Source organism: Delftia sp. Cs1-4 (assembly GCF_000214395.1).
In the GTDB taxonomy this organism is placed as follows: Bacteria; Pseudomonadota; Gammaproteobacteria; order Burkholderiales; family Burkholderiaceae_C; genus Comamonas; species Comamonas acidovorans.
In genome coordinates this window covers 6,632,563-6,659,016 of the sequence record NC_015563.1, presented here as the reverse complement: position 1 = coordinate 6,659,016, position 26,454 = coordinate 6,632,563, and the positions used below count along the sequence as shown (strand labels likewise).

The 26,454-nt window shown below is 68.4% G+C and carries 21 protein-coding genes; 8 read left to right on the top strand and 13 right to left on the bottom strand.

The window, feature by feature from the left end; translation table 11 throughout:
* Positions 1 to 142: 142 nt before the first annotated feature.
* The 8 genes from DELCS14_RS29255 to DELCS14_RS29220 form a co-directional block, all read right to left on the bottom strand.
* A complete protein-coding gene (locus tag DELCS14_RS29255) occupies positions 143 to 2,452 on the bottom strand; it encodes an NADP-dependent malic enzyme (protein WP_012207827.1) in 2,310 nt (769 codons plus the stop codon).
* Positions 2,453 to 2,660: 208 nt separating this feature from the next.
* The gene (locus DELCS14_RS29250; protein ID WP_013804790.1) at positions 2,661 to 4,127 is read right to left on the bottom strand and encodes a M81 family metallopeptidase; all 1,467 of its coding nucleotides are present in this window, start codon (positions 4,125 to 4,127) and stop codon (positions 2,661 to 2,663) included.
* Positions 4,124 to 5,419 carry a Zn-dependent hydrolase gene (locus tag DELCS14_RS29245; RefSeq protein ID WP_013804789.1) on the bottom strand — a complete coding sequence of 432 codons (1,296 nt, stop codon included), beginning with the start codon at positions 5,417 to 5,419 and terminating at the stop codon, positions 4,124 to 4,126. The genes DELCS14_RS29250 and DELCS14_RS29245 overlap by 4 nt, the downstream gene beginning before the upstream one ends.
* Before the next feature lie 32 nt (positions 5,420 to 5,451).
* Positions 5,452 to 6,162, bottom strand: coding sequence for an ABC transporter ATP-binding protein (locus DELCS14_RS29240; RefSeq protein ID WP_013804788.1), 711 nt, complete (start codon positions 6,160 to 6,162; stop codon positions 5,452 to 5,454).
* Positions 6,159 to 6,938 (bottom strand): ABC transporter ATP-binding protein, encoded by a 780-nt coding sequence (locus DELCS14_RS29235; protein ID WP_012207823.1) that lies wholly within the window; start codon positions 6,936 to 6,938, stop codon positions 6,159 to 6,161. The genes DELCS14_RS29240 and DELCS14_RS29235 overlap by 4 nt, the downstream gene beginning before the upstream one ends.
* Positions 6,935 to 7,927: a branched-chain amino acid ABC transporter permease gene (locus DELCS14_RS29230; RefSeq protein WP_013804787.1), complete on the bottom strand. Its 993-nt coding sequence runs from the start codon at positions 7,925 to 7,927 to the stop codon at positions 6,935 to 6,937. The genes DELCS14_RS29235 and DELCS14_RS29230 overlap by 4 nt, the downstream gene beginning before the upstream one ends.
* A gap of 5 nt (positions 7,928 to 7,932) precedes the next feature.
* Positions 7,933 to 8,793, bottom strand: coding sequence for a branched-chain amino acid ABC transporter permease (locus DELCS14_RS29225; RefSeq protein ID WP_012207821.1), 861 nt, complete (start codon positions 8,791 to 8,793; stop codon positions 7,933 to 7,935).
* A gap of 199 nt (positions 8,794 to 8,992) precedes the next feature.
* A complete protein-coding gene (locus DELCS14_RS29220) occupies positions 8,993 to 10,198 on the bottom strand; it encodes an ABC transporter substrate-binding protein (protein WP_013804786.1) in 1,206 nt (401 codons plus the stop codon).
* Between the two features lie 244 nt (positions 10,199 to 10,442).
* Between DELCS14_RS29220 and DELCS14_RS29215 the strand changes: the two genes are divergently transcribed.
* Together DELCS14_RS29215 and DELCS14_RS29210 are read left to right on the top strand one after the other, a co-directional pair.
* Entirely contained in the window at positions 10,443 to 11,459 is a 1,017-nt protein-coding gene (locus DELCS14_RS29215; protein ID WP_013804785.1) for a FadR/GntR family transcriptional regulator, read from the top strand.
* 113 nt (positions 11,460 to 11,572) lie between these two features.
* The gene (locus tag DELCS14_RS29210) at positions 11,573 to 12,589 is read left to right on the top strand and encodes a tripartite tricarboxylate transporter substrate binding protein (RefSeq protein WP_013804784.1); all 1,017 of its coding nucleotides are present in this window, start codon (positions 11,573 to 11,575) and stop codon (positions 12,587 to 12,589) included.
* 79 nt (positions 12,590 to 12,668) lie between these two features.
* On the opposite strand, the gene DELCS14_RS29205 is transcribed toward DELCS14_RS29210, so the two are convergent.
* On the bottom strand, positions 12,669 to 14,027 hold the full coding sequence (locus tag DELCS14_RS29205; RefSeq protein WP_013804783.1) for an aspartate aminotransferase family protein: 1,359 nt from the start codon (positions 14,025 to 14,027) through the stop codon (positions 12,669 to 12,671).
* Between the two features lie 245 nt (positions 14,028 to 14,272).
* Here DELCS14_RS29205 and DELCS14_RS29200 point away from each other — a divergent pair, with 245 nt between their 5' ends.
* On the top strand, positions 14,273 to 15,241 hold the full coding sequence (locus tag DELCS14_RS29200; protein WP_013804782.1) for a LysR family transcriptional regulator: 969 nt from the start codon (positions 14,273 to 14,275) through the stop codon (positions 15,239 to 15,241).
* Positions 15,242 to 15,662: 421 nt separating this feature from the next.
* Here the strand turns inward: DELCS14_RS29200 and DELCS14_RS29195 are convergent, their stop codons facing one another.
* Positions 15,663 to 15,923: a DUF2061 domain-containing protein gene (locus DELCS14_RS29195; protein ID WP_013804781.1), complete on the bottom strand. Its 261-nt coding sequence runs from the start codon at positions 15,921 to 15,923 to the stop codon at positions 15,663 to 15,665.
* Between the two features lie 150 nt (positions 15,924 to 16,073).
* Between DELCS14_RS29195 and DELCS14_RS29190 the strand changes: the two genes are divergently transcribed.
* The 5 genes from DELCS14_RS29190 (at position 16,074) to sigJ (ending at position 23,063) form a co-directional block, all read left to right on the top strand.
* Complete coding sequence (locus tag DELCS14_RS29190) at positions 16,074 to 19,844, top strand: PAS domain S-box protein (RefSeq protein ID WP_013804780.1); 3,771 nt, start codon at positions 16,074 to 16,076, stop codon at positions 19,842 to 19,844.
* The gene (locus DELCS14_RS29185) at positions 19,841 to 20,842 is read left to right on the top strand and encodes a two-component system response regulator (RefSeq protein WP_012207812.1); all 1,002 of its coding nucleotides are present in this window, start codon (positions 19,841 to 19,843) and stop codon (positions 20,840 to 20,842) included. The genes DELCS14_RS29190 and DELCS14_RS29185 overlap by 4 nt, the downstream gene beginning before the upstream one ends.
* A 94-nt stretch (positions 20,843 to 20,936) precedes the next feature.
* A complete protein-coding gene (locus DELCS14_RS29180) occupies positions 20,937 to 21,461 on the top strand; it encodes a GNAT family N-acetyltransferase (protein ID WP_013804779.1) in 525 nt (174 codons plus the stop codon).
* An 89-nt stretch (positions 21,462 to 21,550) separates the two neighbouring features.
* Positions 21,551 to 22,051, top strand: coding sequence for an NUDIX hydrolase (locus DELCS14_RS29175; protein ID WP_043796522.1), 501 nt, complete (start codon positions 21,551 to 21,553; stop codon positions 22,049 to 22,051).
* 70 nt (positions 22,052 to 22,121) lie between these two features.
* Positions 22,122 to 23,063: an RNA polymerase sigma factor SigJ gene (gene sigJ / locus DELCS14_RS29170; protein WP_013804777.1), complete on the top strand. Its 942-nt coding sequence runs from the start codon at positions 22,122 to 22,124 to the stop codon at positions 23,061 to 23,063.
* A gap of 8 nt (positions 23,064 to 23,071) precedes the next feature.
* Here sigJ and DELCS14_RS29165 read toward each other — a convergent pair whose 3' ends face one another.
* The 3 genes from DELCS14_RS29165 to fur form a co-directional block, all read right to left on the bottom strand.
* On the bottom strand, positions 23,072 to 24,286 hold the full coding sequence (locus DELCS14_RS29165) for a DUF1501 domain-containing protein (protein ID WP_013804776.1): 1,215 nt from the start codon (positions 24,284 to 24,286) through the stop codon (positions 23,072 to 23,074).
* An 18-nt stretch (positions 24,287 to 24,304) separates the two neighbouring features.
* Entirely contained in the window at positions 24,305 to 25,882 is a 1,578-nt protein-coding gene (locus tag DELCS14_RS29160; RefSeq protein ID WP_013804775.1) for a DUF1800 domain-containing protein, read from the bottom strand.
* A 143-nt stretch (positions 25,883 to 26,025) separates the two neighbouring features.
* On the bottom strand, positions 26,026 to 26,451 hold the full coding sequence (gene fur / locus DELCS14_RS29155) for a ferric iron uptake transcriptional regulator (RefSeq protein WP_013804774.1): 426 nt from the start codon (positions 26,449 to 26,451) through the stop codon (positions 26,026 to 26,028).
* Positions 26,452 to 26,454: the final 3 nt, after the last annotated feature.

Here is a 26,454-nt window from a genome sequence, read left to right as displayed (position 1 = left end):
CAATGCAAATGCCGCCCGTTGTCAAAAAAAGCGCGCGCGGCCAAAACGAGGGACACCGAGCAAGGGCCGCCCCGCAGCGAGGGTGTCGTCCCCCTCCCGCGAAGCGAGAGAGGGGGAAGCGGCGAAGCCGCTCAGGGGGTGCTTACCGGTTAGCGTTAGCGTCCGCCACCGTCAGCGCCGTCATGTTGACGATGCGGCGCACCGTCGTGCTCGGCGTGAGGATGTGCACGGGACGGGCGGCGCCCAGCAGCACGGGGCCGATGGCAATGCCGCCGCCAGCGGCCTGCTTGAGCAGGTTGTAGCTGATGTTGGCCGCGTCGATGTTGGGCATGACCAGCAGGTTGGCGTTGCCCAGCAGCGTGCTGTTGGGCATGAGCTGGGCGCGGGCCTTGCCGTCCAGGGCCACGTCGCCGTGCATCTCGCCGTCCACTTCCAGCCACGGGGCCTGCTCGCGCAGCAGCTCCAGGGTCTGGCGCATCTTGACGGCGCTGGGCTGGTTGCTGGAGCCGTAGTTGGAGTGCGACAGCAGGGCGGCCTTGGGCTTGACGCCGAAACGCATCATTTCCTCGGCGGCCATGATGGTGATCTCGGCCAGCTGCTCGGCCGTGGGGTCGTAGTTGACGTGGGTGTCCACCAGGAAGACCTGGCGGTCGGGCAGCAGCAGGCCGTTCATGCAGGCATAGGTCTGCACGCCGGCGCGGCGGCCGATCACCTGGTCCACATACTGCAGGTGGTGCGATGTCTGGCCCCAGGTGCCGGTGATCAGGCCATCGACTTCGCCCTTGTGCAGCAGCATGGAGCCGATCAGGGTCAGGCGGCGGCGCATCTCGATCCGGGCGATGGGCACGGTGATGCCCTTGCGCTCGGTCATGCGGTGGTAGGTCTGCCAGAAGTCGCGGTAGCGCTCGTCGTGCTCGACGTTGACCACGTCGTAGTCCGTGCCTTCCTTCAGGCGCAGGCCGAATTTCTCGATGCGCTGGGCAATGATGGCCGGGCGGCCGATCAGCGTGGGGCGCGCAATGCGCTCGTCCACCACGATCTGCGTGGCGCGCAGGATGCGCTCTTCCTCACCCTCGGCGTAGGCCACGCGCTTCTTGGCGGCCTTCTTGGCCGCGGCGAACAGCGGCTTCATCATCGTGCCCGAGGCGTAGACGAAGGTCTGCAGGTGGGCGCGGTAGGCATCCATGTCCTGGATCGGACGCTGGGCCACGCCGCACTCGGCGGCGGCCTGTGCCACGGCCGATGCGATCTTCATCATCAGGCGCGGATCGAAGGGCTTGGGGATCAGGTACTCAGGGCCGAAAGTCAGTTGCTCGCCCACGTAGGCGGCCGCCACTTCCTCGCTTTGCTCGGCCTGGGCCAGCTCGGCGATGGCGTGGACGGTGGCGATTTCCATCTCGGTGGTGATGGTGGTCGCACCGCAGTCCAGGGCACCGCGGAAGATGTACGGGAAGCACAGGACGTTGTTGACCTGGTTGGGGTAGTCCGAGCGGCCCGTGGCGATGATGGCGTCGCTGCGCACGGCCTTCACGTCTTCGGGGATGATTTCGGGGTTGGGGTTGGCCAGCGCGAAGATCACCGGACGCGCGGCCATCTTGACCACCATGTCCTGCTTGAGCACGCCGCCAGCCGACAGGCCCAGGAAGACGTCGGCGCCTTCAATGACCTGGCCCAGCGTGCGCAGCTCGGTGGCGCGCGCGAACTGGGCCTTGTCCTCGTCCATCAGCTCGGTGCGGCCCTCGTAGACCACGCCGGCCAGGTCGGTGACGAACACGTTCTCGCGGCGCAGGCCGACCTTGAGCAGCAGGTTCAGGCAGGCCAGGGCAGCGGCGCCCGCGCCCGAGGCCACGAGACGGACCTCCTCGATCTTCTTGCCGGCCACCTTGAGCGCGTTGACCATGGCCGCTGCCACGGTGATGGCCGTGCCGTGCTGGTCATCGTGGAAGACGGGGATCTTCAGGCGGCGGCGCAGCTCGCGCTCCACGAAGAAGCACTCGGGTGCCTTGATGTCTTCCAGGTTGATGGCGCCGAAGGTGGGCTCCAGCGCGGCGATCACATCGACCAGCTTTTGCGGGTCCTTCTCGTTGATCTCGATGTCGAAGACGTCCACGCCCGCGAACTTCTTGAACAGGACGGCCTTGCCTTCCATCACCGGCTTGGAGGCCAGGGCGCCGATGTCGCCCAGGCCCAGCACGGCGGTGCCGTTGGAGATCACGGCCACCAAGTTGCCGCGCGCCGTGTACTTGAAGGCGGCGGCCGGGTCCTTGACGATCTCTTCGCAGGGCGCTGCCACGCCGGGCGAGTAGGCCAGGGCCAGGTCATGCTGGTTGGCCATGGGCTTGGTCGGCACGATGGTCAACTTGCCGGGCTTGGGAAACTCGTGGTATTCGAGTGCGGCACGGCGCAGCTGGGCACGTTTATCGGAAGGGGTCGGGGCCGTGTTGTCGGACATCAAGCGTCTCCAGCGAAGGCATGGCCAACGCACGCGCGGATCAGCCCGCGTGCCGTCGGCCGAGGTAGGGGGGAACCGATTGTAGGCCGACAGGCAATAGCCGGGCCCTGCTGTGAAACTGTTGTGATGCCTGGTTGCCCAATGCCCCGCGGCGGCGGCGGTCTTTGCTTGCGCGCCGCCGCAAAGCCGGGCAATCACATGGCATCCATCAGATGGCGTCCAGCGGAAACACCGGGCGGCTGACCCGGGCGAACGGAAAGCGCGAATAGTCGGAGGTGGTCACGCCGGGGCTGTCGCACTCGATCAGGCCGGCGGACAGCGGCACGAAGACGGGCCGGCAGTACATGCGCGACTTGAGCAGCACGAAGCGAAAGCGCGTCGGGTCCATGCCCACGCAGTGGAAAACGCCCAGGTCCCAGGGCTCGTGCGTCTGCTCGGTGATCACGATCTGCGCTGCGCCCGTGTCCAGGCAGACCGTGCGGCCCATGTGGCAGCGCTGGCCCGTGTAGATGGGGCCGCTGACCGTGTAGGCGCCGTCGCTGACGGCACGCACCGTGCCGCGCAGCCGCAGCGGCTGCTTGTGCAGACCTATGCCTTCGAGCGACACCTTGTTGCCCAGCGCGATCTCCACCTCGGCGCCTTCGCCCGCCGCCGTGAGCGAGGCAACCGCTTCGGGGTCGCACAGCGGGCCCACGGCAATGCCTGACAGGCCCAGCTCCAGCGCGGTCTGCAGCACGTCCATGGTGTCGCAGGTGCCGCCGGACATGCAGTTGTCGCCGTGGTCGAGCAGCAGCACGGGGCGGTCGGCGCCTTCGGCCAGGGCCTGGGCGCGGCGCAGTGAATCGGCCAGCGGCTCGCTGCGGTAGATGAAGTCGGCGCGGCGCTGCCAGATCCGGGCGGCCAGCGCGTCCACGCTCGCCTGGGTGGCCGCGCGCTCGTCGGTGCGACAGGTGGCGACCACGCTCACGCAGGGCGCGGCGATGTCGGCCAGCGAGAAGCCGCCGAACACCGAGACCGCGGGCAGGCCCTCCGCTTCCAGGGCGCGCGCTGCGTTCACGGCGTCCAGCATGGGGCCGTCCAGCGTGGTGCTGCGCAGCGTGTGGCTCATCAGGGGCAGGCGGTGCCAGCACACGGCGTAGCGCGCGCGGCCGGCCAGCATGTCCAGCAGCAGGCGGCCCGCGTGCTCGCCGGTCTCGTACATGTCGATGTGCGGATAGGTCTTGAAGCCCACCATCACGTCGGCATTGCCCACCATTTTTTCGGTGATGTTGCCGTGCAGGTCCAGCGCCACGCCAACGGGCACGCCGGGCGCGGCGGCGCGCACGCGTTCGAGCAGGTCGCCTTCGCCGTCGGCGCTGTTCTCGGCCACCATGGCGCCGTGCAGGTCCAGCAAGATGGCATCGCAGCCCGGCGCGGCCGCCACGATGCGGCGCGTGAGTTCGTCGTAGGCGGCCGCATGCACGGGGCCGCTGGGATTGGATGTGGCCGATACCGGCGTGACCAGGGTGGCGCCCGCCGCCTCGGCCAGGTCGATGAAGGCGGCCATGGCCGTGCGCATGCCCTTGTTGGCCGAATAGGCCGCCTCGCCATAGGTGGGCGCAAACGCCTCGATGGGCGTGGGCACGGGCGAGAAGGTATTGGTCTCGTGGTTGAGCCGGGCGATCAGAATCTTCATGCCGGCACCCCGCCGTCCGCTGCCTGCACCACGCCCGCGGCCGCCAGCATGGCGCGCAGCAGCACGTTGCAGCCGGCCTCCAGGTGCGCGGGCTCGGCGTCCTCGATCTCGTTGTGGCTGATGCCGTCGGCGCAGGGCACGAAGATCATGGCAGCAGGCGCCACGCGGGCCAGGTAGACGGCATCGTGGCCCGCGCCGCTGACCACGTCCATGGCGCTGTAGCCCAGGTCGGCGGCATTGGCGCGCACGGCCTCCACCAGGTGCGGCGTGAAGGGCTGGGGCGGGAAGTAGACGACCTGCTCCACGCCAATGGTCACGCCACGCGCGGCGGCAATGCGCTCGCAGGCCGCGCGCAGTGCGGCGTCCATGTCCAGCAACTGGCCGTCGTCCGGCGCGCGCAGGTCCACGCTGAGCTTGACGCCGCCCGGGATCACGTTGCGCGAGTTGGGAAACACCTCCAGCGATCCCACGGTGCCGCGCGCATGCGGCAGGCGGTCCAGGGCGATGCGGTTGACCTCGGCCACGATGCAGCTGGCGGCCAGCAGGGCGTCGTGGCGCAGCTCCATGGGCGTGGGGCCGGCATGGGCCTCCATGCCCTGCACGCTGACGTCGTACCAGCGCTGGCCCAGCGCGGCGCTGACCACGCCGATCACGCGTTCATGGTTTTCCAGCACCGGACCCTGCTCGATATGGGCCTCGAAATACGCGCCCACCGCAGGCGCCGGGCCGGCCGGCCCGGCATAGCCGATGGCGCGCAGCGCCTCGTCCACGCTCACGCCCTGGGCATCGCGCTGGGCCAGCGCATGCTCCAGCGTGAAGGCATTGACGAACACGCCCGAGCCCATCATCACAGGCACGAAGCGCGAGCCTTCCTCGTTGGTCCACACGGCCACTTCCAACGGGGCGCGCGTGCGCACCCCGCCATCGTTGAGCGTGCGCAGCACCTCCAGCCCGGCCAGCACGCCGTAGTTGCCGTCGAACTTGCCGCCCGTGGGCTGGGTGTCGATGTGGCTGCCCGTCATCACGGGCGGCAGCGCATCGTCCAGGCCTGCGCGGCGCGCGAAGATGTTGCCGATGGCATCGACGCGGATGCTGCAGCCGGCCTCGCGCGCCCACTGCACGAAGAGATCGCGCCCCTGGCGGTCCAGGTCCGTCAGCGCCAGGCGGCACACGCCGCCCTTGGGTGTGGCGCCTATGCGCGCCAGGTCCATCAGCGATTGCCACAGGCGGGCGCCGTCGGTGCGCAGCCCGGCCGCAACGGCGGCGGCTGCAAGAGGGGTACTGAGATCCATGAATGACTCCTGGGAATGCGAAAGGCGGTGGATCAGGCGATCCCTACACCGAGATACCGGTCCTTGATGGCGTCATCGGCCAGGAAAGCGGCATTGCCTGCCTCGTGCGCAATCGCACCCTGTTCGATGATGTAGTGGCGGTCGGCCAGCTGGGTGCAGACCTCCAGGTTCTGCTCCACCAGCAAGATCGCCACGCCAGCGGCCTTGATGGTCTTGAGCTGGGCCACGATCTCCTCCACGATCACGGGCGCCAGGCCCTCGACGGGCTCGTCCAGCATGAGCAGGCGCGGCGCGTTCATCAGGGCGCGGCCTATGGCCAGCATCTGCTGCTCGCCGCCCGACAGCTGGCCGCCGCCGTTGCCGCGCCGCTCCTTGAGGCGCGGGAAGATGCGGTAGATGTCGGCCAGCTGCCAGGGCGAGCGTTTGCGCTGGCCCAGCAGCAGGTTCTCCTCCACCGTGAGCAGCTTGAAGATGCCGCGGTGCTCTGGCACCAGGCAGATGCCGCGCTGGGCCACCTGGTGCGTGGCCAGCCGGTGCACGGGTTCACCGCCGAAGCGGATCTGCCCCTGCGAGGGCTGCATCACCCCCGCGATGGACTTGAGCGTGGTGGTCTTGCCCGCGCCGTTGCGGCCCAGCAGCGTGACCAGTTCGCCGTCCTGCACCTGCAGCGACACGCCCTGCAGCACATGGCTCTTGCCGTAGTGGGCGTGTATGCCCTCGACCGAAAGCAGGGGACCGCTCATGCCTTTCCTCCCGTGATCATGTTGCCCAGATAGGCGCTGCGCACGCGCTCGTCGGCGCGGATCTCGTGGGGCAGTCCTTCGGCCAGCACGCGGCCTTGCTGCATGACGGTGATGGTGTCGGAGATGTCCATGACGATGTTCATGTTGTGCTCGATGAGGACCACGGTGTGCTCGTCCCTGAGGCCCTGGATCAGGCGCTTCATCTCGTCCAGGTCGTCGATGCCCATGCCCGAGGTCGGCTCGTCCAGGAAGATGGCCTTGGGCCGTGCGGCCAGGGCCATGCCCACCTCCAGCCGCCGCTGCTGGCCGTGCGAGAGGTTGCCGGCCGGCGTGTCCGCATGGCGCTCCAGGCCCAGGCGCGACAGCACGCTGGCCACGGTATCGGCCAGGGCGCGAGCACCCACGGGCGCGTTCCAGCAGTCCAACGCCCTGGCGGGGGCCACGCCCTGTGCGGCCAGGCGCAGGTTCTCGCGCACGGGCAGGGTCAGGAACAGGCTGGTGACCTGAAAGGACCGTGCCATGCCACGGCGCACGCGTCGGTGGTCGGGCTCGCGCGTCACGTCGTGGCCGTCGAAGACGATGCGCCCGCCGCTCACGCTCTTGGTGCCCGTGAGCATGTGGAACAGCGTGGTCTTGCCCGCGCCGTTGGGGCCGATCACCGAGTGCACGGTGTGGGCGCGGACCTTGAGGTCCACGCCGCCCAGGGCGACGAACTTGTCATAGCGTTTCTCGACGCCCACGGCTTCGAGCAGGATGGGAGATGCTGCGGCGCTCATGCCTGGCCTCCTTTGGTTTCTGCAGCGGCCGTCTCGGCATCTGCCGGCCCTTTGCGGCGCACCAGGGCCCACAGGCTCTCGCCCAGGCCCCACAGGCCGCGCTGCAGGCCCAGGCTCACGATCATCAGCACCACGCCCAGCAGCAGCAGCCAGCGCGGCCACAGGGTGGACAGCCAGTCGCCCAGCAGCACATAGAAGGCCGCGCCCAGCACCGAGGCCAGCAGGTTGCCCGTGCCGCCGATCACGGTCATCACCAGGATCATTTCGCTGGTGTGGTACTCGGCGTTGGACAGCGGGGCGATGCCCGTCATCATGGCGTGCAGCGCGCCGGCCAGGCCCGTCACCGCGCCCGAGATCACGAAGGCCTGCAGCTTCAGCAGCCTCAGGTCGTAGCCCACGGCGGCGGCGCGCTCCTCGTTGTCACGCACGGCCAGCAGGGTGCGGCCGAACATGGAGTCGCAGACGCGGCGCAGCAGCCAGAACACCACCAGAAAGAGCACGGCCACAAAGCCGTAGTACTGCCAGGGCGTGGCCAGCGGCCACAGCGTCTGGCCGGCCACCGCGAGGGCGGGGCGGGGCACATCGAGCAGGCCGTTGTCGCCGCCGGTGATGTCCGTGGCCGAGTAGGCCAGAAAATAGAACATCTGCGCAAAGGCCAGGGTGAGCATCACGAAGTAGGTGCCGCGCTGGCGTATGGCCACCCAGCCGACGATGGCCGCGCCCACGGCCCCCATGGCCGTGGCGGCCAGCAGGGCCAGCGGCATGGGCAGGGGCCAGCGCGTCAGCAGCAGGGCGATGGTGTAGCTGCCCAGCCCGAAGAAGATGCCCTGCCCGAAGGACAGCAGCCCCGTGTAGCCCAGCAGCAGATTGCAGCCCATGGCCGCAAGGCCGAAGATCAGCACCTCGCTGGCCAGCGAGCCCGACTGCATGCACAGCGGCATGGCGACCACGATGGCCAGCGCGAGAAGGAGATGGGAATGCCTGGTCATGGTCTTCATCCTTTGCGGCCCAGCAGGCCATGGGGTCGCAGCAGCAGAACCGCGGCCATGGCCACGTAGATCATCAGGCGCGCGCCCTCGGGCCACAGCGTGCTCATCACGCTTTGCACGATGCCGATCAGCAGGCCGCCGACCAGGGCGCCGCCGAAGCTGCCCAGCCCGCCCACGACCACGATCACGAACGCCACGCCCAGCGCCTCCACGCCCATGAAGGGCTCGGCGCCGCGTATGGGTGCGGCCAGCACGCCGGCCAGCGCCGCCGTGGCCGCGCCCAGCGCGAACACCAGGCTGAAGATGCGCAGCACGTTCACGCCCAGCAGAGACACCATCTCGGTCGATTCGCTGCCCGCGCGCACCGCGCTGCCCAGCCGCGTGCCCTCCAGCAGCCACCACAGCAGCACGGCCAGCACGGCGGTGAAGCCGATCACGAACAGCCGGTACTTGGGATAGACGAAGCTGCCCCACATCACCACGCCCTGCAGCAGATCGGGCACGGCCACGCTGTCGCCCAGCGGGCCCCATTGCACGATCACCAGCTCCTGCACCACCAGGGCCAGGCCCACGGTGACGATGATGTGGAACTCATGCGCCTTGGCATACACATGGCGCAGCATGAGTTTTTCCACCAGCCAGCCCAGCGCGCCCACGGCCAGCGGCACCACGACCAGGGACAGCCAGAAGCTCATGCCCCAGCGCGTCATCTGGTAGCAGAAATAGGCGCCCAGCAGGTAGAAGGCACCGTGCGCGAAATTCACGAAACGCAGCAGGCCGAAAACAATGGACAGGCCCACGGCCAACAGGAAATACAGCATGCCTATGCCGATCCCGTTGATGGTCTGAAGCAGATAGATGCTCATACAGGGTCCGAAACGATGGACGAAGGAGGCGGCGCGGAATGCGCGATGGTTTGAACCCCGTGCGACACAGGGCTGAGCCCTTGAACCGGCATGGCCCAACTCGGGGACACCGAGCAAGGGCCGCCCCGCCGCGAGGGTGTCGTCCCCCTCCCGAAGGAGAGGGGGAAGGCGCGCAGCGCCTCAGGGGGTGCCTTCCATCTCAAACCAGCTTGCAGCCGGTCTGGTCTACGGGCAGGAAGGACTTGCCTGAGCTGACCACATCCACGTAGTCGTCCTTGTTCTTCATCTTGGACTTGGCCTTGCCCTTGAGCAGGTAGTAGCTCTTGAGCACCTGGTGGTCGGCCTTGCGCACTTCTTCCTCGCCCGTCAGGCCCTGGTACTTCATGCCTTCCAGCGCGGCGACCACGGCCTTGGGGTCGGCCGTGCCGGCCTTGATGATGGCGTCGATCATCAGCTTGGTGCAGATGTAGTGGCCGGCCAGGCTGTAGTTGGGATTGGCCTTGAACTTGTCGTTGCAACGCTGCACCAGATCGTGGTTGAGCGGCGTGTCCACCGTGTGCCAGTACTGGGCGCCGAAGTACACGCCGTCGCACAGGTCGGCGCCCAGCGACTCGAACTGCTCCAGCCCCGAGGCCCAGGCGATCAGGATGGTCATGTTCTTGTTCATGCCGAAGCTGATGGCCTGGCGCAGCGTGTCCGAGGACTGGGCGCCGAAGTTCAGCAGCAGCAGCACGTCGGGCTTGGCGGCCACGGCGTTGGTCAGGTAGCCGCTGAACTCCTTTTCGGTCAGCGAGTGGTAGCTGTTGCCCACATGCTCGATGCCCTTTTCCTTGAAGATGTTCTTGGCCGCCGTCAGCAGGCCGTCGCCGAACACGTACTGCGGCGTGATGGTGTACCAGCGCTTGGCCTTGGGCAGGGATTCGACCAGGGGGCGCACGGTCTGCTCGATGGCGCCGAAGGTGGGTGCCGACCAGCGGAAGGTGGCGCTGTTGCAGTCCTTGCCCGTGATCTCGTCGGCGCCTGCGGTGGTGATGAAGATGCCGCCGGCCTTCTCGGCCTCCTTGCCCATGGCCAGCGCCTCCGACGACAGGATGCCGCCTGCGAAGAAGCGCGTGCCCTGCTGCTGCGAAGACTCCTGCAGCTTGCGCACGGCCGTGGCGGGCTTGCCCTCGGTGTCCAGCACGGTGTAGGCCAGCGGCCGGCCCAGCGCCTTGCCGTACTGCTCGATGGCCAGCTTCATGCCCAGATCCGCATACTTTCCGTTGGCCGCGAAGGCGCCCGACATGGGCACGGGGCAGGCGAACTGGATGGTGTCCTTGGACTGCGCCCAGACGCTGCGGCCCAGGCCCAGCGATGCGGGCAATGCGCCCAGTGCCGAGAGTTGCAGGAGGTGACGACGTTGCATGGGATCTCCGTGATGGGAACTGAAGGCGCGGCGGCCCGGGTACGCTTTTCAGAGCAAGTTGCATGCCAGTCGAAATGGGTGCGTGCAGGCTCCTTGATTCATATTTATAGTGATAAATAGAAGAAATAGGGCGCGTGCTAACCCTAGGCGGGCACGGCCACGCGCCATGGCGGTGCATACTGCACCAAACCCGCATTCAGACTGGGCGCGGACACGATCCGGTGCCCTTCCGGAGAACACAACAATGGATACACCCAAGTCGCCCTCCCTGGCCATCCGGCAGCTCAAGCGCCCGGATCTCGTGGCCCAGGAGATCAAGCGCCTGATCACCGAAAAGAACCTCAGCCCCGGCGACCGCCTGCCGCGCGAAAGCGAGCTGCAGGCACAGTTCCAGGTCAGCAAGGGCACGATCCGCGAGGCCCTCAAATCGCTGGAAGTGCAGGGGCTGATCACCATCTCCACCGGCCCTTCGGGCGGTGGCACGGTCGTCGAGGTGCCGCTGGACCGCACGCTGCAGTTCATGCAGAACTACCTGTTCTTCCAGGAGGTGACCATCGACGACATCTACACGGTGCGCCAGATGCTGGAGCCCGAGCTGGCGGCAGGCGCCGTGCCCCATCTGACTGAGGCGGATTTCGACGCGCTGGAGCACAGCATCGCCTGCTGCGACCCCACGCAAAGCAGCGAGGACCTGGTGAGCCAGCGGCGCGAGGACGTGAACTTCCACGACATCCTTGCAGCGGCCAATCCCAACCCCTTCCTGCGCTTCACCTGCGAGCTCATCAACGAGATGATTCGCCAGCTCATCGTCTTCGCCAACCGCACGCCCCAGTCCGAGCACCGGCGCTTTGGCGAGGCCAATGCCCGGATCCACCGCGACATCGTGCAGGCCGCACGCGAACGCGATGCCGTGAAGGTGCATGCGCTGATGCAGCAGCACATGCGGGATGCAGCCAGCAGCGTCAAGCGCATGAAGGGCCGCATCCAGGGGCGGCTCATCCTGGATGCCGACAGCCTGCGCAGCCCGCGTCCGCAACGCGCCGTGCAGCCGGTGGAAAAGCCTGCGATGGCAGTGCCGAGGACTGCACCAAAAAAGGCACCGAAACCGGCAGCAAAAGCAGCGCCAACAACAACGGCAAGGCCGGCCGCAAAGACCGCCGCAAAAGCCGTCGCGAAGACCACCGCAAAGGCGGCTCCGAAGGCGCCCGCCAAGCCACTGTCGGCGCGTCCCGCCGCCGCACGCAAGCGCGCGGCCTCCTGAACTGTCCCGCGCCGGTCATTGCCGGCCCAGGCCACGCGTTTCGCGCCGCCCGCTGCTGGTATGCTGCCGCGCGCTCGGCCTTCACGCATTCCACCCCCTCACGAGACAACAGCATGAGACAAACCCCTTTCGCATCTTCCCGTACCCCTGCCCTGTGGCGCGCCCTGGCCGGCGGCCTGGCGCTGGCGGCCACGCTGGCGGCGCCCCTCGCCCATGCCCAGGGCGCAGGCAGCTATCCGTCCAAGACCATTCGCCTGGTCGTGCCCTTTGCGCCTGGTGGCTCCACCGACATCCTGGGTCGCCTGCTGGCGCAAAAGATGGGCGAGAGCATGCACACCACGGTGGTGGTGGACAACAAGCCCGGCGCCAACGGCACCATCGGCTGCGACCTGGTGGCCAAGGCGCCGGCCGACGGCTACACCGTGGTGCTGGGCGATGTGGGCTGCATGGCCATGGCCAAGGGCCTGTACACCAAGCTGCCCTATGACCCGCTGCGCGACTTCGCGCCCATCAGCCTGGTGGCACGCAGCCCGCTGGTGCTCACCGTGGGCGCGCAAAGCCCGTTCCACTCGCTCAAGGAGCTGACGGCGGCGGCCCAGGCCCAGCCCGGCAAGCTCAACTACCCCTCGTCGGGCACGGGCGGCCCCAACCACCTGGGCGCCGAGCTGTATGCCATGCAGGCCAAGGTCAAGATCGGCCACGTGCCCTACAAGGGCAGCGCGCCTTCCGTGGTGTCGCTGGCAGCTGGCGAGACCGACTTCGGCTTTCTCACGGCCGTGACGATTGCCGCGCAGCTCAAGGCCGGCAAGGTGCGCGCCCTGGCCGTGGCCCACAACGAACGCCTGCAGTCCATGCCCGACGTGCCCACCATGTCCGAGGCCGGCCTCAAGGACTTCACGGCCGATGCCTGGTTCCTCGCGGCCGTGCCCGCAGGCACGCCCAAGCCCATCGTCGACAGGCTCTACGCCGAGATCGCCAAGGCCCTGCCCGCGCCCGAGGTCAAGGAAAAGCTGGACGCCATGGGCGTGCTGCCCTCGGGCCTCAAGCCCGATGCCTCGGCCCAGTTCCTGCGCGTGGAAGTGGACAAGTGGCGCGATGTGATCAAGAACGCGGGCATCACGCTGGACTGATTTCGCAGCCTTGCCATTGCCATGTAAAAAGCCCCTGCGGCCTCACGGCCCAGGGGCTTTTCTCATGTGCCGGAGATGCTCAGTTCGTTTCCGTCAGGGCATCGCCCAGGGCGCTGACCAGCCGCTCGATCTCGGCCTTCTCGCTGATGAAGGGCGGCGCGATCTGGATGGTGTCGCCGCCGTAGCGCACGTAAAAGCCCTTGTCCCAGCACTTCATGGCGATCTCGTAGGGACGGCGGGCCGGCTCGCCGGGCAGCGACTCGATGGTGAAGCCCGCAGCCAGGCCGAAGTTGCGGATGTCGGCCACATGCTTTGCTCCCTTGAGGCTGTGCACTGCTTGCTCGAAGAACGGGGCCAGTGCGCGCACGCGGCCCGGGCCGTCCTCGCGCTGCAGCAGGTCCAGCGCAGCCACGCCCGCCGCGCAGGCAATGGGGTGGGCCGAGTAGGTGTAGCCGTGCGGGAACTCCAGCATGTACTCGGGGCCGCCCGCTGCCATGAAGGTGTCGTAGATCTCCTTGCTGGCCACCACGGCGCCCAGGGGCTGGGCGCCATTGGTCACCTGCTTGGCGATGTTCATGATGTCGGGCGTGACGCCGAAGGCCTCGGCCCCCGTCATGGCGCCGCAGCGGCCGAAGCCCGTGATGACCTCGTCGAAGATCAGCAGGATGTTGTTCTGCGTGCAGATCTCGCGCAGGCGCTGCAGATAGCCGGCCGGCGGAATCACCACGCCGGCCGAGCCCGAGAAGGGCTCGACGATGACGGCCGCGATGTTGCTGGCGTCATGCAGTGCGATCAGGTCCAGCAGCCGGTCGGCCAGCGCGCGGCCATCGGTGGTGGGCATGCCTTTGTGGAAGGATCCCAGCGCTGGCTGCGTGTGCGGCAGGTGGTCGGCCTCCACGCCCTGGCCGAAGGTCTTGCGGTTGCCCACCATGCCGCCGACCGAGATGCCGCCGAAGTTCACGCCGTGGTAGCCCTTCTCGCGCCCGATCAGCCGGGTCTTGCCGCCCTGGCCCTTGGCGCGCCAGTAGGCGCGCGCCATCTTCAGCGCCGTGTCGGCCGCCTCCGAGCCCGAGCCCGTGAAGAACACATGGTCCAGGCCTGCAGGCGTCAGCTCCTTGATCTTGTTGGCCAGCGCGAACGAGGCCGGGTGGCCGAACTGGAAGGCCGGCGCATAGTCCAGCTGCTGGGCCGCGCGGCCGATGGCTTCGGCGATCTCGCGGCGGCCATGGCCCAGGCCCGAGCACCACAGGCCCGACAGGCCGTCGAAGATCTTGCGGCCGTCGGCATCGGTGTAGTAGGCGCCCTGGGCGCTGGTGATCATGCGCGGGCGCGCCTTGAACTCGCGGTTGCCGGTGAAGGGCATCCAGTGGGCGTCAAGCCAGGCGGCATCGGTGCGCGTGGCGGCTGCAGCGCCTTGTTCGGTGGGAACCAGGGTCATGGTGATCTCCTCGGGCCGGGAAAGAAATAAAGGAACCGGCCCATTGTGATCGTGCCTTTTGATTTCTCGAAGTGCGTGATATCGAGGTTCACTTGCGGATTTCCGCAAGTGAGCAGGGGCTTGCCGGTCCGGGCCCGGAGAGCGCGCATTGTGGGAATCCATGGCCGTCTCCGCCCTGGTGCTCGCCTATAGTGGCTCCCCTGTAGTGGTGGCCGGTTCAGGCGGGCACCGGGAGGCGAAGGGCGATGGCGGATTTTTCGATGGACAGCACCCCAGGCCGCCCGGCGCGGGACGGGCGCGCGCGGGCCGCGCTGGGCCAGCTGGGCGACATGGACCTGCGCCTGCTGCGCGTATTCAAGGCCGTGGTCGAGTGCGGCGGCATGTCGGCTGCCGAGCTGGAGCTGAACATCGGCAGCTCCACGCTGAGCCGCCATATGAAGGACCTGGAGGAGCGCCTGGGCCTGACGCTGTGCCGGCGCGGGCGCGCGGGCTTCGCGCTCACGCCCGAAGGCCACCGCATCTATGAGGCCACCTTGCAACTGCTCGGTGGCGTGGAAGGCTTCCTGGGCCAGGTGGACGACATCCATGGCCGGCTGGCCGGCACGCTGGACGTGGCGCTGTTCGACAAGACCGTGGGCAATCCGCAGTCGCGCATTCCCGAGGCGATCGGCGTTTTGCACGACCAGGCGCCGCAGCTGCATCTGCGCCTGCATGTGGCCGCCATCCAGGCCATCGAGCGCGGGCTGATGGAGGGGCGCTGGCAGGTGGGCGTGCTGCCATCGGCACCCAGTTCGGGCGCGCTGGACAGCGCCCGGCTGTTTGGCGAGCGCATGCAGCTGTACTGCGCTCCCGGCCATCCGCTGCATGGCGCAGACCATGGCGGGCTGGACTGGGACAGCCTGGGTGCGCATGCCTTCGCAGGCCTGGGCTACCAGTCGCCCAACATGGCGCTCAGCCACCAGGCCGGCCTGCAGCGCCAGGCCACGGGTTTTGACCAGGAGGCCATTGCCATGCTGGTGCGATCGGGCCGCTACCTGGGCTTTCTGCCCGATCACTATGCACAGGCCATGCAGGACCAGGGCCTGCTGCAGGCCGTGGCACCGCACCGCTTTTTCTATCTGTGCGATTTCTTCGCGGTCTGGCGCAATGCCGTGGCCCCTGGGCGTGCGGCCCGGGTGTTCATTGACGCCCTGCTGGCCGTGCACCATGGATGAACGGGTTCATCACAGCCTTGGAAAGAGGAAATTCACAGGTTTGATATCAGGATGTGCACAGGTTTTTGCACAGCTTGTACTCAGGTTTTTGCAGCGTATGCGCTTGACAATGTTTGGCATTGTGGCCGGGGCCAGGGCTTCAGTCCGCCCCGATTGCGCCGACATGCATGCATGGATTCCGTGTCGGCCCTGGGCCGTACGAGCAGCGCCTTGATACCAACGATTTCGCATTTCCCGGGTTCTTGCCACCATGCGCCGCCATGTCCACCTCTCTTGCCGCCACGGCAGGGCCGGGTTTCAGCCCGTACCGCCATCGACCATCCTGGCCAGGGTCTCGGCCAGCCATTTCCCGAATGAGTCTGCGCCAAGGGGCTGCATGGGTGTCGGCATGGGCATGTTCATCTCCGTGTTCCCGGCAGGCTCAGGCTGCGGCCGTGGGCGGCGCCATCGCGGCGGCGGCATCGGCACGGCGGCGCAGGCCTCGTTCCCAGAGCTTTTCATGGAAGAAGAAGGCCACGGCCTGGACGGTGGGCTCCAGCAGGCTGAGCGTCAGCGCAGCCCAGAGGTTGCGGGTCACGGCATAGGCCACGGCCGCCGCCACCGTGACGTGGATGACGTAGTAGCTGGCGGTTTTCATCAGCGTGTGGCGGTGGTGGTGCAGGGTCTGGCGGATGCGGGTCATGGGGCTTTCCTCGGGGCTTTTCTCGTGATGAGACTCCATGCTAGGTGTGATAAATAGCTGCGGCCAATCGAAAATGATTATCAAAGACATGAAGACTATCGATGGCGGGCAGGCAGGTGCCGTGGCCCTGTGCCATTCAGGGGGGGCGCCATGAATTGGGACGAGATCTTCGTGCTCGGATGGGCACCCCATCCGCAGTGGTTCCAGTGGCTGCATCCGGGCCTGGTGGCGCTGTCGGTGGGGGTGGCCGTGGCCACGTCGATGATGGCCATGCAGATCGCGGGGCTGGCGCGCAATGCCGCCTCGCCCCGGATACGCCGCACCGGCGTGCTGACCGGCGCCTTCTGCCTGGGCGCCGGCATCTGGGCCATGCACTTCATCGGCATGCTCGCCTTTGTGCCCTGCACCTTCGGCGACTACGACCCCTGGATCACCGCGCTGTCCATGCTGCCCAGCATGCTGGCGTCCTGGCTGGCGCTGACGCTGATGGTGCGGCCCCGGCTGTCCGCCCAGGCGCTGGTCGGCGGCGGCGTGCTCATGGGGCTGGGCATTGGCTCCATGCACTACATCGGCATGGCGGCGGCCCAGACCTGGAGCCTGATGCTCTACGACCCCTGGGGCGTGCTGCTGTCGGTGATCGTGGCCGCCACCATGGCCATGCTGTCGCTGTGGGTGCGCTTTCGGCTGGGCAACACGGGCCGCCTGTGGCCCACGCTGGTGGCCGGCATAGTCATGGGCCTGGCCATTTCCTGCATGCACTATGCGGGCCTGTACGCACTGCGCCTCAAGCCCGGTATCGATGCGCTGGCGCAGCAGGAGGCGCCCACGCATGCGCTGCTGGTGTTCTCCATCGTGGGCGTGGTGGTGCTGATCTTCGGCCTGGTGCTCGCGGTCAACATGACGCTGCGCTACCGCCAGATCTACCGGCAGGTCCAGCGCAGCGAGTCGCGCCTGCGCGCCGTGGTGGATACGGCGGTGGACGGCATCGTGATGATCGACGGGCGCGGCAGCATCGTCTCGTTCAATGGCGCGGCCGAGCGGCTGCTGGGCTGGACGGCGCATGAGGTGCTGGGCCGCAGCGCCAGCCTGCTCATGCCTGCGTCGGGCTGCGATGGTGAGGGCGGCTCGCTGGAAAAGCAGCTGGCCGCGGGCTTTGCAGGCCTGCTCGGCTCCAGCCGCGATGTCCATGCCCTGCACAAGGACGGCACGCAGATCGCCGTGCGCCTGGCCGTGGGCCGGGTGGCGATTGCGGGCGATCCGCTGTTCGTGGGCTTTGTGACCGACATCCGCGAGCGCCGCCAGATGCTGCAGTCGCTGCGCCGCAGCGAGGAGCAGTACCGCACCCTGATCAACAACGTGCCGGGCACCACCTTCCGCTGCCTGTACGACGGCAAGTGGACGCCGCTGCTGCTCAGCCGCTCCATCAAGGAGCTGACCGGCTGGACTGAGCAGGACTTCACGGACGGACTCACGGGCTGGGACCGGCTCATCCATGCCGAGGACCGCGACCGGCTGGAGGCTGCGGTCTCGCATTCGCTGTCACGGCGCCAGACCTACAACGCCGACTACCGCCTGCTGCACCGCGACGGCAGCACCCGCTGGGTGTCCGAGACCGGGCGCGGCGTCTTCAACGAGCACGACGAGCTGACCTGGATCGACGGCGTGATCATGGACCAGACGGCGGCGCGCGCGCGCAATGCCGAGTTCGAGGGCACGGTGCGCGCCATCGACCTGTCGCTGGCCACCATCGAGTACGACCTGCTGGGCCAAGTGCTGCGCGCCAACCGCAATTTCCTGGACCTGTTCGGCTACCGGCTCGACGAGGTCGCGGGCCGCCACCACGGCATGTTCTGCGAGCCCGGCTATGCCCACACGCCCGAGCATGTGCAGTTCTGGCGCCGCCTGGCCGAGGGCGAATTCCAGGCCGGCGAATTCCTGCGCTGCGGGCGCGAGGGGCGGCGCATCTGGGTGCAGGCCACCTACAACCCCATACGCGACGCCGACGGCCGGCCCTACAAGATCGTCAAGCTGCTCACCGACATCAGTGCCCAGCGCAAGCTGGCCCAGGAGCTGGTGCTGGCCAAGGAGCATGCCGAGGCGGCCGCCGCCGCGCGCAGCACCTTCCTGGCCAACATGAGCCACGAGATCCGCACGCCCATGAACGCCATCATCGGCTTCACCGAGGCGCTGCGCGAAACGGCGCTGCAGCCCACGCAGGCGCGCTACCTGGACACGGTGCACTACGCTGCGCGCTCCATGCTGCGCCTGCTCAATGACATCCTGGACACGGCCAAGCTCGACAAGGGCGCGGTGGAGCTGGAGATCGAGGATTTCTCGGTGCGCGAGCTGTGCCAGCAGATCCTGGCGTCGCTGCGCATCACGGCCGACCGCAAGGGCCTGGACCTGCGCCTGGACTACGACCCGCACACCCCGGCGGCCCTGCGTGGCGACGGCATGCGCGTGCAGCAGATCCTGGTGAACCTGCTGGGCAATGCCGTGAAGTTCACCGAGCGTGGCCATGTGCTGCTGCGCGTGCGCTACGAGCAGGGCGTGCTGCAGCTCGATGTGCATGACACGGGCATCGGCATCGCGCCCGAGAAGATCCACCGCATCTTCGACCCCTTCGCTCAGGCCGATGCCTCGACCACGCGGCGCTTTGGCGGCACGGGCCTGGGCACGACCATCTCGCGCCAGCTGGCCGAGCTCATGGGCGGCAGCATCCAGCTGCACAGCACCGTGGGCGTGGGCACGGTGTTCGAGGTGCGCCTGCCCCTGCCGGTCGGCGAGAGCCCGCTGTCCGAGCGCGGCGCGGCCAGCCGCGGCCTGCCGCCGCTGCACATCCTGGCCGTGGACGATGTGCCCGAGAACCTGGAGCTGTTGCAGATCAACTTCTCCAGCCAGAACCACCAGATGGCGCTGGCGCATGACGGCGCCGAGGCGCTGCGCTGCGTGCAGGCGCAGGAGCCGCCCTTCGACGTGGTGCTGATGGACCTGCAGATGCCGGGTATGGATGGCCTGGCGGCGGCGCGCGCCATCCGCGTCTGGGAGCGGCAACTGCAGCGCCGGCCCGTGCCCATCGTCGCGCTGTCGGCCAGCGTGCTGGAGAAGGACCGCAGCGACGCCAGCGCCGCCGGCATGGACGGCTTTGCCTCCAAGCCGCTGGACATGGCGCGGCTGCAGGCCGAGATCGCGCGGCTGCTGTCGCTGCAGGTGGCGCTCAAGGAGGCCAGGCCGCCCGCGCCCGCCAGCGCCCAGGCGGGGCTGCCCGATGTCACGGTGGACTGGGCCTCGGGCATTGCGCTGTGGGGCCGGGTCGATCCGCTGGTGGCCGCCATTCGGCGCTTTCTGAACGAGCAGCTTGACCTGGCCGATCGCCTGCGCCGCGCCCTGCAGCGCCCGGGGACCGAAGCCCTGGTGGGCCTGGCGCACCGCGTGCGCGGCGCGGCAGGCAACCTGGGGCTGCAGGCCGTGTACCGCCTGGCGTCGCGCCTGGAAGGCCAGGCGCAGGATGGCGCCCCGCAGCCCCAGCTGCTTGCCCTCATCGACCAGTTGCAGCAGGCGCTGGATGCGGTGACGCAGGAGCTGCGCCAGCGCCATCCGGCCGCCATGCCGGTGGCCGAGGTCGCGGGCCAGGCGCTGCCCGGCGGCCCGGCACCGGCGCCGCCCGTGGCCGATGCCGGGCCGCAGGGCGGCGCGTCCTGCCTGCCGGCCGATGCCCGGCCCTGGCTGGAGCGCATCGTTGCCGCATTGCAAAGCGGGGAGCTGGACGGGCAGGCCATGCAGGCCCTGGTGCGCATGCTGACGGCCGAACAGCTGCAACCACTGCAGCAGGCACTGGATAATTTCGACTTCGAGCGTGCGCAGGAATGCGCCCAGCAGCTGCAGCAGCAACTGCCCTCGATCGATGGAGACAGAGCATGAATGCGCCCAATCTACTGGCAACGGACAAGCGCCCGCGCCTGCTGCTGGTCGATGACGACCCGACCAACCTGCATGTGCTGCGCCAGATCCTGGGCGAGGACTACCGGCTCTCGTTCGCCACGGACGGGCGCAAGGCACTGCAGCTGGCACAGCACCAGCCGGACCTGATCCTGCTGGACATCATGATGCCCGAGCTCGATGGCTACGCCGTGTGCCGCCAGCTCAAGGCACAGGCCGACACCGCCCGCATCCCGGTGATCTTCATCACGGCCCTGTCGGACGGGCAGGACGAGGCGCTGGGCTTTGCCTCCGGCGCGGTGGACTACATCGTCAAGCCTGTGCGTGCGCCCGTGGTGCGCGCGCGGGTGCGCAACCACCTGTCGCTGGTCAAGCTCGACGAGTTGCGCAGCACGCGGCTGCAGATCGTGCAGCGCCTGGGCCGCGCGGCCGAGTACCGCGACAACGAAACCGGCATGCACGTGATCCGCATGAGCCACTACGCAAAGACGTTGGCGCTGGCGGCCGGCTGCACCGACGAGTGGGCCGACGACCTGCTCAACGCCGCACCCATGCACGACGTGGGCAAGATCGGCATCCCCGACGCCATCCTGCTCAAGAACGGCCCGCTGACGGCCGAGGAATGGACCGTCATGCGCCGCCATCCGCAGATCGGCGCCGAGATCATCGGTGAGCACGACTCCCAGGTGCTGCAGATGGCCTACAGCATTGCGCTGACCCATCACGAGAAATGGGACGGCACGGGCTACCCGCAGGGCCTGGCGGGCGAGGACATTCCGCTGGCCTCGCGCATCGTGGCCGTGGCCGACGTGTTCGATGCCCTCACCACGGAGCGCCCCTACAAGCACGCCTGGACCGTGGACGACGCCATGGAGCACATAGAGCAGCAGGCCGGCGCCCACTTCGACCCGCGCCTGGTGCCGCTGTTCATCGGCCTGCGCCCGCAGCTGGAAGACATACGCGAGCGCTGGAAGGATTGACCGCACCGGCAGCACCGATTCCGGCAGGGCATGCTGGGGCATGGGCCATCGCTTACCCTGGCGGGCCTGCCATCGGCGCTCAAATGACCTGTCCATGTCTTCTCCCCCGCCCCTCGCTGGCCGCTTCCATGTCCGCGCACTGACCGCTGCCGACCTGTCCGATCTGCTGCACATCCAGCTGGCCTGCTATGGCGCGGACTATGCCGAGAGCGGCGAGGTCTTTGCGCGGCGCCTGGCCAGCGCGGCGAACTGCTCGCTGGCGCTGGAGCAGGGCGGCCGGGTGCGCGCCTACCTTGCGGCCTACCGCAGCCGGATGGCCAAGATCACCCCGCTGCACGGTGACTTCGAAGCCGTGGAGCAGGCCGACACCCTCTACCTGCACGACATGGCCGTGCACCCCGACGCTGCAGGCCAGGGCCTGGCGCGCGCGCTGCTGGCGCCGCTGTGGGACAGGGCGCGTGCCGAGGGCCTGCGCCACACGGCCCTGGTCTCGGTGCAGGGCTCGCGCGGCTACTGGGAGCGCCATGGCTATGCCGTGCAGGCGCTGGCGAACCCGCTGCAGCAGCAGCGCCTGGACAGCTATGGCGATGGTGCGCTGTACATGGTCCGGCCGCTGTAGGGCGCGGTGTCGCGTGGGTGGCCGGCAGGGCGTGTTGATGGCGTGTTGATGGGGTTTTGGCCGGGACGTGGCGGCCGCCTCTGGTCATAATGCGCGCCATGCCCGATCGCTGGAAACCCAATGTCACTGTGGCGGCCATCATTGAGCGCGATGGCCGTTTTCTGCTGGTGGAAGAAGACACGGCCGATGGCGTGCGCTACAACACGCCCGCAGGCCATCTCGACCCGGCCGAGTCGCCCATCGCCGCCTGCGTGCGCGAGGTCGATGAGGAAACCGCGCACGACTTCGTGCCCACGGCCCTGGTCGGCATTTACCTGAACCGCTTCGTGCGCACGCGCACGGGTTCGGACATCACTTATCTGCGCTTTGCATTCACGGGCGAGCTGGGCGGGTTCCGGCCCGGCCAGCCGCTGGATGACGGCATCCTGCGCACGGTCTGGATGACGCTGGACGAACTCAAGGCCTGCGCAGCCCAGCACCGCAGCCCGCTGGTGATGCAAAGCATCGAGGACTACCTGGCCGGCCGCCGCTATCCGCTGGAGCTGATCCATACCGATCCCAGCGTGATGCAGGCTCCGCAGCCCCACTGAGTCACCAAGGCACCGAGCACCATGCCGGCCCTGTCTGTCACAAAACGCCACGCTCCCGCGTCTTGATGGCATGCAGACCTCCTCCGTCACCGACGATCCCCTGGCGCTGTTCGAGCGCCACCGCCCGCGCCTGTTCGGCCTGGCCTACCGCATGCTGGGCCAGCGCGCCGATGCCGAGGACCTGGTCCAGGAAGCCTGGCTGCGCTGGCATGGCGCCGAGCGCGCCGGCATAGAGCAGCCCGAGGCCTGGCTGGTCTCCGTGACCACGCGCCTGGCCATAGACCGGCTGCGCCGCCTGCGCGCCGAGCGCGAGCACTACCAGGGCTTCTGGCTGCCCGAGCCCCTGGTCCAGCCCTGGGCCGAGGAGGCCGCGCCCTCGGCCGAAGACCTGCTGGAGCGTGCCCACGACGTGTCCACGGCCCTGATGTTCGTGCTGGAGCAGCTCACCCCCGACGAACGTGCGGCCTTCCTGCTGCGCGAGATCTTCGATGCCGACTATGCCGAGGTGGCCCAGGCCCTGGGCCGCAGCGAGGCTGCCTGCCGCCAGCTCGTGCACCGCGCCCGCAGCCATGTGCAGGCCGGTCGCCCGCGCTTTGCGGCGCCGCCCGAGGCCCATGCCGCGCTGCTGCAGCGCTTTGCGCAGGCCGTGCAGGGCGGGAACTTCGCGCAGATCCAGGCGCTGTTCGCGCCCGATGCCGAACTCATCAGCGACGGCGGCGGCAAGGTGCCCTCGTTCGGCCGCGTGCTGGAGACGGGCCGGCGCCTGGCCCTGCTGTACTTCGCCACCACGCGCCGCATGCGGCGCAACGGCCAGCGCCAGACCCTGCACCTGGCGCGCGTCAACGGCCTGCCGGGCCTGCTGCGCTGCATCGACGGCGAGCTGGAGTCCGTGCAGACGCTGCTGGTCGAGGACGGCCTGATCCGCTGCATCTACACGCTGCGCAACCCCGACAAGCTGGCCGGCGTGGCCGTGCCGGCGCCATTGCCCTTCCCGGCAGGCCCTGCAGCGTAGTCAGATGGTCAGATGAACTGAAGATCGCGGGGCGTGACGCCCTCGAACACGCGCTGCAGCTGGGCCGGGCTCAATCCATACATGCGCTGGAACAGGCCGCCCAGCACGGCGCGGTACTCGTTGAGCACGGGATGGTCGCGGTTCTGGAACAGGTTTTTCTGGTTGACCTCGACCTGCTCGCCCACGATGCGCCCGCCCGCATGCGAGGACAGCCCGCCGCCCAGCAGCCAGTAGGTCGTGCCGTGGCCGTGGTCCGTGCCCTTGTTGCCGTTCTCGCGGAAGGTGCGGCCGAACTCGCTGATCACCACCACCACCGTATGCCGCCAGGCCTCGGGGCCGATCTCCTGGGCAAAGCCGGCCAGGCCCCGGCCCAGTTCGTCCAGCCGCCCGGCCAGCGCGCCCGTGGCGCCGCCCTGGGCCACGTGCGTGTCCCAGCCTCCCACATCGACAAAGCCCAGGTCGAAGCGCTCGCGCATCAGGGCCGCCATGCGCTGCGCCACCAGGGCAAAGCCGCGTGCGCTGATGGCATTGCGCCCGGCCTGGTCCATTTCCTCCTGCACGCTGCGCTGCACGGCATCACGCACCGCAAAGCCCTCCTGCACGGCCGGGCCCAGGGCCGTGCCCGCATACATGGCGGCAATGGCTTGGCTGCGGCGATCGTCCAGGCCGCCCTTGCCCACGGATGCCAGCGCCATGTTGGCGGCCGGCAGGCTGCCGCGCAGCAGCAGCGGAAGCTGGGGCGTGAAGGCCATGGGCGATACCGCCGTGCGGCCATCCTGTCCCAGCACCTGGGCCAGCCGGTTCAGAAAGCCCGACTGGTAGCTGCGGCGCCCGTCCAGGCCCTGGCCCAGCTCGATGGAGTCCTGCGTCTCGAAATGGCTGCGCGACAGGTCGTGCGTGCCCGCAAAGGGCACAAAGCAGGCCTGGCCTGCCTGGAACAGCGGGTGGATGCTGTCCTGCAGCACCGGGTGCAGGCCCCAGCGGTCGTCCAGCGCCAGGGCGCCCCGGGCCTCACCGGGCCGGGCAATGGCGATGCTGGGGCGGGCCTCGTAGTAGAAGTCGCTGTGCGTGGGCACGAGCAGGTTGCTGCTGTCATAGGCGCCGCGCAGGAACACCAGCAGTAGGCGCGGCGTGGCTGGCCGGGGCGTGGCGGCCTGCAGCCGGCCCAGGTGGGTGGCAAAGGGCAGGGTGGAGGCCAGGGACAGAAAGTGGCGTCGCTGCATGGACAGTCTCCCCGGGGGTCAGCGGAACATCATTTCGGGGGCGGACAGGAAGTAGGTATTCCAGTCCGCCGGATTGCGGGCCTGGGCCAGTGCCGCCTGCGTGGCCTGGCTCCACTGCGGCAGGCGCTGGCGCACGCTGGCCAATTCCGACAGCGTGGGGTAGGGCGGCTTCTCCAGCGCATCTGCGGGGTCGGCGCGGAACAGCACGGCGCTGCGCGTGGCGATCTGGCGCGCCACCTCGAAGCGCGCCGCCATCTGGCCCGAGCTGGCCCAGTCGGACTGCATCTGCGGATAGCCGTCCGGCGTCTCATGCGCATAGAGGTTCTGCCCCAGCCGGTTGACCCAGCCCAGCACCGGCGCCACGTCGGCCGCCACGCGCTGGTCCACCGACAGCCGCGTGGCGGCCAGCACGTAGTGCAGCGGATCGCGGAACTTGCGGCCGAAGCGGGCGGCCTCGGGATCGGCCAGCAGCGTGGCCACGGTGGCCGCGATATCGCCCCGGCTGCGCGTGAAGGCCTGGGCCGTGCGCTGCACCAGGGCGGGCGGCGGATCGTCGGCAATGAAGAACACCGCCAGCTTGCGCGCGATGAACTGCGCCGTGGCCGGCGAGGCGACGATGCGGTCCAGCGCCTCCTGGACCTCGGCCATGCCGCGTGCGTGCAGGGGCTGGCCCAGGAAGGTCTTGGGGCCGTAGTCGTGCCGGTTGGGGTTGAACTCGAAAAAGCCCGAGCGCAGGTAGTCGCCCTGGCGCTCGGGGCGCATGCGCGGCGGCGGCGTGCCGGCCGGCTGCAGGCTGATGCCCACGCCGGTCAGGATGCGCGCCATCTCCTGCACATCGGCCTGGGTGTAGCCGCTGCCCACGCCCATGGTGTGCAGCTCCAGCAGTTCGCGCGCGTAGTTCTCGTTGATGCGGCCTGCCGCATTGCTGGCGTTGTCCAGGTAGCGCAGCATGGCCGGGTGGCGCAGCGAGGCTTCCAGCAGGCTGCGAAAGCTGCCCAGCGCATGCGGGCGTATGGCCTGCTCCTCGTAGTCGCCCACCCAGGCGCGGATATCGGCCTTGCGCAGGCTGACGCTGAAATGGTTCATCCAGAACCAGGTCATCTGCTCCTGCAGCTGCGCCGGCGAGTACAGCGCGCGGATCACGAAGCGCTTCTGGGCATCGCTGCCCAACTGGTTCAGCGTGCGCTGGTAGGTCTGCTGCAGCGTGGCCTTTTCATCGGCCGATGCCGCCTCCTGCACGGCCTTGCGCTGGGTCTCCAGTTCCAGCAGAACCTCGTTCATGGGGCGCTGGCTGATGCCCAGCTGGTCAATCCGCTGCTGTGCCTGCGGCGGCAGCGGCCGGGGGCCGGGCTGCAACTGCCGGGCCAGCCAGGCCTTCAGGCCCAGGCGCTGCAGCTGTGCATCCTCGCTGTCGGTGGCGCCCCAGGTCACGCGGTCCAGCCATTGCTGGCGCTGCGCGGCGGTGAGGGGCGCATCGGGCAGGGCATGGAGTGCAGGCGTTGCGGAGGAGGGCGGCGCCTGCAGGGGCGCGCAGCCCGTGGCCAGGGTGATGGCGCAGAACGTGAGAGCGATGGCGAACGGCGAAGTGCGGCGCATGGTGTCTCGGTGGGTAGGGGGCATCCATTGGACGCCAGCATCCTCCGCCCATGTGCTTCGCCCTGTAAAGCGCCGGTAGCAAAAAGTAAAAGGCAAAAAAAAGCGGAGTGTGAAGCACTCCGCTTTTTTTGAGGAACCCGGCCTTATTTGCTGGGCCGGCTCGCGCATTCCGCGCACTGTCCGTACAAGGCCATCGAATGGTCCTGGATCACCCAGCCCTTGGCCTTGGCGATCAGGTTCTGGCGCTTTTCGATATCGGGATCGTAGAACTCCTCGACCTTGCCGCAGCTGGTGCACACGAAGTGGTCGTGGTGCTGGCCTTCATTGAGTTCGTAGACGGCCTTGCCGCTCTCGAAATTGCTGCGGATGAGGATGCCGGCCTGCTCGAACTGCGTGAGCACGCGGTAGACCGTGGCCAGGCCGATGTCCGAGCGTTCGTCCAGCAGCACGCGGAACACGTCTTCGGCCGTCATGTGGCGTTGCGCACCCGTCTGGAAGATCTCCAGGATCTTCAGGCGGGGAAGCGTGGCCTTCAGGCCGGTACTCTTGAGTTCGTCGATGTTCTTCATGTC

What these genes read in the sequence shown, in the direction of transcription:
- DELCS14_RS29210 (WP_013804784.1), top strand. Translation starts at nt 11,573, where the DNA reads ATGAGACAAACCCCTTTCGCATCTTCCCGTACCCCTGCCCTGTGGCGC.
- DELCS14_RS29235 (WP_012207823.1), bottom strand. Translation starts at nt 6,938, where the DNA reads ATGAGCGCCGCAGCATCTCCCATCCTGCTCGAAGCCGTGGGCGTCGAG.
- DELCS14_RS29255 (WP_012207827.1), bottom strand. Translation starts at nt 2,452, where the DNA reads ATGTCCGACAACACGGCCCCGACCCCTTCCGATAAACGTGCCCAGCTG.
- DELCS14_RS29250 (WP_013804790.1), bottom strand. Translation starts at nt 4,127, where the DNA reads ATGAAGATTCTGATCGCCCGGCTCAACCACGAGACCAATACCTTCTCG.
- DELCS14_RS29220 (WP_013804786.1), bottom strand. Translation starts at nt 10,198, where the DNA reads ATGCAACGTCGTCACCTCCTGCAACTCTCGGCACTGGGCGCATTGCCC.
- DELCS14_RS29245 (WP_013804789.1), bottom strand. Translation starts at nt 5,419, where the DNA reads ATGGATCTCAGTACCCCTCTTGCAGCCGCCGCCGTTGCGGCCGGGCTG.
- DELCS14_RS29175 (WP_043796522.1), top strand. Translation starts at nt 21,551, where the DNA reads ATGCGCGCCATGCCCGATCGCTGGAAACCCAATGTCACTGTGGCGGCC.
- DELCS14_RS29215 (WP_013804785.1), top strand. Translation starts at nt 10,443, where the DNA reads ATGGATACACCCAAGTCGCCCTCCCTGGCCATCCGGCAGCTCAAGCGC.
- DELCS14_RS29200 (WP_013804782.1), top strand. Translation starts at nt 14,273, where the DNA reads ATGGCGGATTTTTCGATGGACAGCACCCCAGGCCGCCCGGCGCGGGAC.
- DELCS14_RS29185 (WP_012207812.1), top strand. Translation starts at nt 19,841, where the DNA reads ATGAATGCGCCCAATCTACTGGCAACGGACAAGCGCCCGCGCCTGCTG.
- DELCS14_RS29230 (WP_013804787.1), bottom strand. Translation starts at nt 7,927, where the DNA reads ATGACCAGGCATTCCCATCTCCTTCTCGCGCTGGCCATCGTGGTCGCC.
- DELCS14_RS29240 (WP_013804788.1), bottom strand. Translation starts at nt 6,162, where the DNA reads ATGAGCGGTCCCCTGCTTTCGGTCGAGGGCATACACGCCCACTACGGC.
- sigJ (WP_013804777.1), top strand. Translation starts at nt 22,122, where the DNA reads ATGCAGACCTCCTCCGTCACCGACGATCCCCTGGCGCTGTTCGAGCGC.
- DELCS14_RS29225 (WP_012207821.1), bottom strand. Translation starts at nt 8,793, where the DNA reads ATGAGCATCTATCTGCTTCAGACCATCAACGGGATCGGCATAGGCATG.
- DELCS14_RS29160 (WP_013804775.1), bottom strand. Translation starts at nt 25,882, where the DNA reads ATGCGCCGCACTTCGCCGTTCGCCATCGCTCTCACGTTCTGCGCCATC.
- fur (WP_013804774.1), bottom strand. Translation starts at nt 26,451, where the DNA reads ATGAAGAACATCGACGAACTCAAGAGTACCGGCCTGAAGGCCACGCTT.
- DELCS14_RS29165 (WP_013804776.1), bottom strand. Translation starts at nt 24,286, where the DNA reads ATGCAGCGACGCCACTTTCTGTCCCTGGCCTCCACCCTGCCCTTTGCC.
- DELCS14_RS29190 (WP_013804780.1), top strand. Translation starts at nt 16,074, where the DNA reads ATGAATTGGGACGAGATCTTCGTGCTCGGATGGGCACCCCATCCGCAG.
- DELCS14_RS29180 (WP_013804779.1), top strand. Translation starts at nt 20,937, where the DNA reads ATGTCTTCTCCCCCGCCCCTCGCTGGCCGCTTCCATGTCCGCGCACTG.
- DELCS14_RS29195 (WP_013804781.1), bottom strand. Translation starts at nt 15,923, where the DNA reads ATGACCCGCATCCGCCAGACCCTGCACCACCACCGCCACACGCTGATG.
- DELCS14_RS29205 (WP_013804783.1), bottom strand. Translation starts at nt 14,027, where the DNA reads ATGACCCTGGTTCCCACCGAACAAGGCGCTGCAGCCGCCACGCGCACC.